6 protein-coding genes are annotated in these 5,089 nt (G+C 65.7%); all 6 read right to left on the reverse strand.

Going from position 1 to position 5,089, the window contains the following annotated elements; genetic code table 11:
* A partial coding sequence (locus tag G3N99_RS34445; RefSeq protein ID WP_206124603.1) for a zinc-ribbon domain-containing protein occupies positions 1-991 on the reverse strand: 991 nt, incomplete at its 3' end.
* Between the two features lie 45 nt (positions 992-1,036).
* The gene (prmA, locus tag G3N99_RS34450) at positions 1,037-1,939 is read right to left on the reverse strand and encodes a 50S ribosomal protein L11 methyltransferase (RefSeq protein ID WP_089472119.1); all 903 of its coding nucleotides are present in this window, start codon (positions 1,937-1,939) and stop codon (positions 1,037-1,039) included.
* A 2-nt stretch (positions 1,940-1,941) separates the two neighbouring features.
* The gene (gene accC / locus G3N99_RS34455) at positions 1,942-3,309 is read right to left on the reverse strand and encodes an acetyl-CoA carboxylase biotin carboxylase subunit (protein WP_021161890.1); all 1,368 of its coding nucleotides are present in this window, start codon (positions 3,307-3,309) and stop codon (positions 1,942-1,944) included.
* An 84-nt stretch (positions 3,310-3,393) separates the two neighbouring features.
* Positions 3,394-3,867: an acetyl-CoA carboxylase biotin carboxyl carrier protein gene (gene accB, locus G3N99_RS34460; protein WP_174939085.1), complete on the reverse strand. Its 474-nt coding sequence runs from the start codon at positions 3,865-3,867 to the stop codon at positions 3,394-3,396.
* A 66-nt stretch (positions 3,868-3,933) separates the two neighbouring features.
* A complete protein-coding gene (aroQ, locus tag G3N99_RS34465; protein ID WP_011350880.1) occupies positions 3,934-4,386 on the reverse strand; it encodes a type II 3-dehydroquinate dehydratase in 453 nt (150 codons plus the stop codon).
* 194 nt (positions 4,387-4,580) lie between these two features.
* On the reverse strand, positions 4,581-5,089 hold a 509-nt coding region (locus G3N99_RS34470; RefSeq protein WP_206124604.1), incomplete at its 5' end, for a TlpA disulfide reductase family protein.

A 5,089-nucleotide genomic window follows, 5' to 3' on the forward strand; every position in this document is an offset into this window, starting at 1 on the left:
TGAACCAGCCCTGCGTGACGGGCCAGTAGATCATCACCGTTTCGCGCTGCCACCATGCGAGTTGTGCGACGAGCAGCACGGCGAGCACGGCGGCGACGAGGCCGCCGAAAAAACCGCCGAGCATGCCGCGTCGCTGCGGCGCGCGCGTCTCGCGCGTGACGGCGAAATGCGGACGATCGTCGTCGGTCAGCGCAGCGGGGAATGGTGCGGCCGGCGCGTTGGTGGCCGCGACTGGCGTCTCGTCGTGCCGTGTGGTGTCAGTGCGGGTGTCGGGCTCGGCCCCGGCTTCGGTGACGGCCGGCGCAGGAGCGAACGCAAAACGCGGTTCGCGCGGCGCGCGTTCGTCGTCCGGCACGGCGAAGTGCGCGGTGCCGACGGGTTCGGCGGCATCGAGAGCGGCCTCTGCGTCCGACGGAAGGTGAGCGACGAAGCGGGGCTCACGCGGGTCGCGCTCGACGGGCGTGGCCGATGGTTCGGTATCCTGCGGCGTTTGCGTTTGCAGCGATTCGGCCGGTTGCTCGACGGCGGCGGAAGTGTCCAGCTCGGCCGGAGAGGGCGGGAACGGGGCGGGCGTACCCGACAGGTGAACGACGCCGGCTTCGATGGACGGAAGGGCGAGCGGGATCAGCGGCTCGGTGCGCACGGTCTGCACGCTGTGCTGCAGCGACGGGTCGACGCCGGCATCGAGCCACGGGGCCCACATGTCCCAGCCTTCCGGCTTGTAATCGGTGTCGGAAGGTGACCCGGCCGGCGCTTCGGCAGCGAACAGCCGAGGCGGGGCCGGATGATGCGCATCGCCGTCATCCGGCGCGGCAGCCGGTTCGGTCAGGGCCGGCTCGGGCTGCTGCGCGTGCTCGGGAACGAGCGACTCGGATGCGTTGAAGACTTCGTGGCAATGCCCGCAGCGCACGAGCCCTTGATGCAGCGAGAGCTGTTCCTGCTGCAGCCGGAAGACGGTTTCGCAATGAGGGCAGCGCGTCGCAAGAAGCATGTCGAGCCGGGCGGCCTGCTGGCCAGAGTGAAGGACAGCGCTATTCTAATGGCTTTCGCGTCGGGTTCCGGCGAGGCATACCCAACCTTCGTGCTCACGCCAGACCGAGATGTCGACGTAGCGTGCGTAGACGGCCGCGACCTCGTCCGCCTGGCGCGCGAGCACGCCCGACAGCGCGATGCGCCCGCCCGGCTTGACCTTCGATGCGAGCATCGACGCCATCAGCTTCAGCGGATTCGACAGGATGTTCGCGACGACGATGTCGAATTCGCCGTCCGGGCATGCATCGGGCAGCCCGTACGTGACTTCCGCACGGTTGCGTTCGCTGTTCTGTCGCGCCGATTCGACTGCCTGCGGATCGATGTCGATGCCGATGACGGGGTTCGCCCCGCATTTCTTCGCGAGGATCGCGAGAATGCCCGAGCCGCAGCCGTAGTCGAGCACTGACTGGCCGGGCTTCACCGACTGCTCGAGCCATTCCATGCACAGGCGCGTGGTCGGGTGGCTGCCGGTGCCGAATGCGAGGCCCGGATCGAGTTCGAGGATAAGCGCATCGGGATCGGGCGCATCGTGCCACGACGGCACGACCCAGATCCGCTCGCCGATCGGGATCGGCTCGAACTGCGATTGCGTGAGCCGCACCCAGTCCTGTTCCTCGACTTCGCGGACGGTGAACGCGGGCGTCTCGGCGACGCCGATTTCGTTCGCGGCCGCCGCGAGCAGCACGGCCGGCTCATGGTCGGCCGCGAGCAGCGCGACCACGCGCGAGTGCTGCCACGCGGTGCGGTCGGGCACGAGGCCCGGCTCGCCGAAGAGCGGCTGTTCGTCGGGCGTGTCGGCGTCGGCGTCTTCCACGGACACCGACAGCGCGCCGAGTTCGAGCAGCGCGTCGGACAGCGCCTCCGCATGCTCACGGGCCAGTTCGACGACGAGTTCGCGATAGCTCATGCTTACGCTTCTTCCGGTGCGACCTGCTGCTTCTGGGCGAGCCGGTTCTCGAGGTAGTGGATGCTGGTGCCGCCTTCGACGAACTTCGAATCGATCATCAGCTCGCGGTGCAGCGGGATGTTGGTCTGGATGCCTTCGACGACCATTTCCGACAGCGCGATGCGCATCCGGCTGATTGCCTGCTCGCGCGTCGCGCCGTAGGTGATCAGCTTGCCGATCATCGAATCATAGTTCGGCGGCACGAAATAGCCATTGTAGGCGTGCGAATCGACGCGCACGCCAGGGCCGCCGGGCGTATGCCACGACGTGATCCGGCCCGGCGACGGCGTGAACTTGAACGGATCTTCCGCGTTGATCCGGCATTCGATCGCATGTCCGCGGAACTGGATGTCGCGCTGGCGCAGCGTGAGCTTCTCGCCGGCCGCGATGCGGATCTGTTCCTGCACGATGTCGACGCCCGTGATCAGCTCCGATACCGGGTGCTCGACCTGCACGCGCGTGTTCATCTCGATGAAGTAGAACTCGCCGTTTTCGTACAGGAATTCGAACGTGCCCGCGCCGAGGTAGCCCATCTTCTTGCAGGCGTCCGCGCAGCGGTCGCCGATGCGGTCGATCAGGCGGCGCGGAATGCCGGGCGCCGGCGCTTCCTCGATCACCTTCTGGTGGCGGCGCTGCATCGAGCAATCGCGCTCGCCGAGCCAGATCGCGTTCTTGTACGCGTCGGACAGCACCTGGATTTCGATGTGGCGCGGGTTCTCGAGGAACTTCTCCATGTACACCTGCGGGTTGCCGAACGCACGGCCGGCTTCCTCGCGGGTCATGTTGACCGCGTTGACGAGCGCGGCCTCGGTGTGCACGACGCGCATCCCGCGCCCGCCACCGCCGCCTGCCGCCTTGATGATGACCGGATAGCCGATCGCGCGCGCAATCTTGACGATCTCTTTCGGATCGTCAGGCAACGCGCCTTCCGAGCCCGGCACGCACGGCACGCCGGTCTTGATCATCGTCTGCTTCGCGGTGACCTTGTCACCCATCATGCGGATCGTTTCCGGGCGCGGGCCGATGAACGTGAAGCCCGACTGCTCGACGCGTTCCGCGAAATCGGCGTTCTCCGACAGGAAGCCGTAGCCGGGGTGGATCGCCTCGGCATCGGTGACTTCCGCGGCGCTGATCAGCGCCGGCATGTTCAGGTAGCTCAGGTTCGACGGGGCCGGGCCGATACAGACGGCTTCGTCCGCGAGTCGCACGTACTTGGCTTCCTTGTCGGCTTCCGAGTAGACGACCACCGTCTTGACGCCGAGCTCGCGGCACGCACGCTGGATGCGCAGCGCGATTTCACCGCGGTTGGCAATGAGGATTTTTTCAAACATAGCGAGTATTCGTCTCTTCGAGGGGCGCGCGAACGGCGCCTGGCGGGCATCGGCGGCGCGCGGCCCGCAGGCCGCGCGGCGGACTTAGCCGATCACGAAAAGCGGCTGGCCGTATTCGACGGCCTGGCCGTTCTCGACGAGGATTTCCTTGATCACGCCGGCCTTGTCCGACTCGATCTCGTTGAGCAGCTTCATCGCTTCGATGATGCAGATCGTCTGGCCTTCCTTGACCGTGTCGCCCACCTGGACGAACGGGTCTGCGCCCGGCGACGGTGCGCGATAGAACGTGCCGACCATCGGCGACGTCACGACGTGGCCTTGCGGGACAGCCGGAGCGGCTGCGCCGCCTGCGGCCGACGCGGCAGCGCCTTCGGTCGGCAGCGCGGCCGACGGAGCGGGCGCGCTGACTTGCGGGACATACCCAGCCGTCGGCTGCACGTAGACCGGCGGCGCGTTCTTGACGATGCGCACCTTGCCTTCGCCTTCCGTCACTTCCAGCTCGGAGATGCCGGATTCGGAAACGAGGTCGATCAGAGTTTTCAGCTTACGAAGATCCATCGGGAATTCCCCTTTCAATACGTAAAAGCGCCGGTTAGGGGCCGGCGCTGAATCTAGATCGCGAAATCAGCCGCGCGACGTGCCTTGCAGCTTGTCCAGCGCGTACTCGAGCGCGTACAGATAACCTTTCCAGCCGAGCCCGCAGATCACGCCTTCGGCCTGGTCGGAAAAGTAGGAGTGGTGCCTGAACGCTTCGCGGCGATGCACGTTCGACAAGTGAACCTCGACGAACGGGATGCCAACGCCGGCGATTGCGTCCCGGATCGCGACGCTCGTGTGCGTATACGCGGCCGGATTGATCAGGATGAAATCGGTCTGCTCCTCCCGCGCGGCCTGAATGCGGTCGACCAGTGCACCTTCATGGTTGCTCTGGAACGACGACAGCTCGGCGCCGGCTTCCCGGGCGCGCGCGGCAAGCGCCTGATCGATCTGCGCGAGCGTGACGCGGCCGTACACCTCCGGTTCCCGGGTGCCGAGAAGGTTCAGGTTAGGGCCGTGCAGCACCAGCAATCGTGTCATGGTCGCTTCTATTTCTGCGGAATTGCGCGAACTTTAGCGCTATTTAGAGAAATTTGTCTAGTTTTGCCGAACGGCCAAGCGCGCCGGACCTGCAAGAATTACCGGCAAGCAGGCAAAGTATCGGCGAATTCACGCGAAATTGCGGCGATCCACGGGCAAATCGCCGCCAACGTGCGGGCCGCCGTTCGGGCAGGTTACAGCGCGTCGAGCGTCTTTTTCAGCTCGGCCGGTTGGATTTGTCCCAATTTTGTCTCGCGAATCTTGCCGGTTTCGTCGATGACGACCGTAAACGGCAACGCGCCGGCGGTATTTCCGAAATTGCGGGCCAGATCGGCGCCCGCATATCCGCTGATGAATACCGGATAGTCGACCTTCACCTTCTGCAGAAAGTTCTTCACGTTCTGTTCGGAATCGACGCCGATCCCGATGAAACGGATGCCCTTCTGTTTGTACTGATGCGACAGTGCGACGAGCTCCGGCATCTCCTCGACGCACGGGCCGCACCATGACGCCCAGAAATTGACGACGACTTTCTGGCCCTTGAAGGCGGACAGCGTGGCCGGCTTGCCGTCGGTGCCCGTCAGCGACGCCGCCCACAACTGTTCGACCGGGCTGCCGTGTGCGGCGGTCGCGGCAACGGCGACGCCGTCGTCGGCAGTGCCGCGGAACCAATGGCCGGCGGCGAGCCCGCCGGCAACGGCGG

The organism is Burkholderia sp. Ac-20392, from assembly GCF_017104585.1.
GTDB classification, from domain to species: domain Bacteria; phylum Pseudomonadota; class Gammaproteobacteria; order Burkholderiales; family Burkholderiaceae; genus Burkholderia; species Burkholderia lata.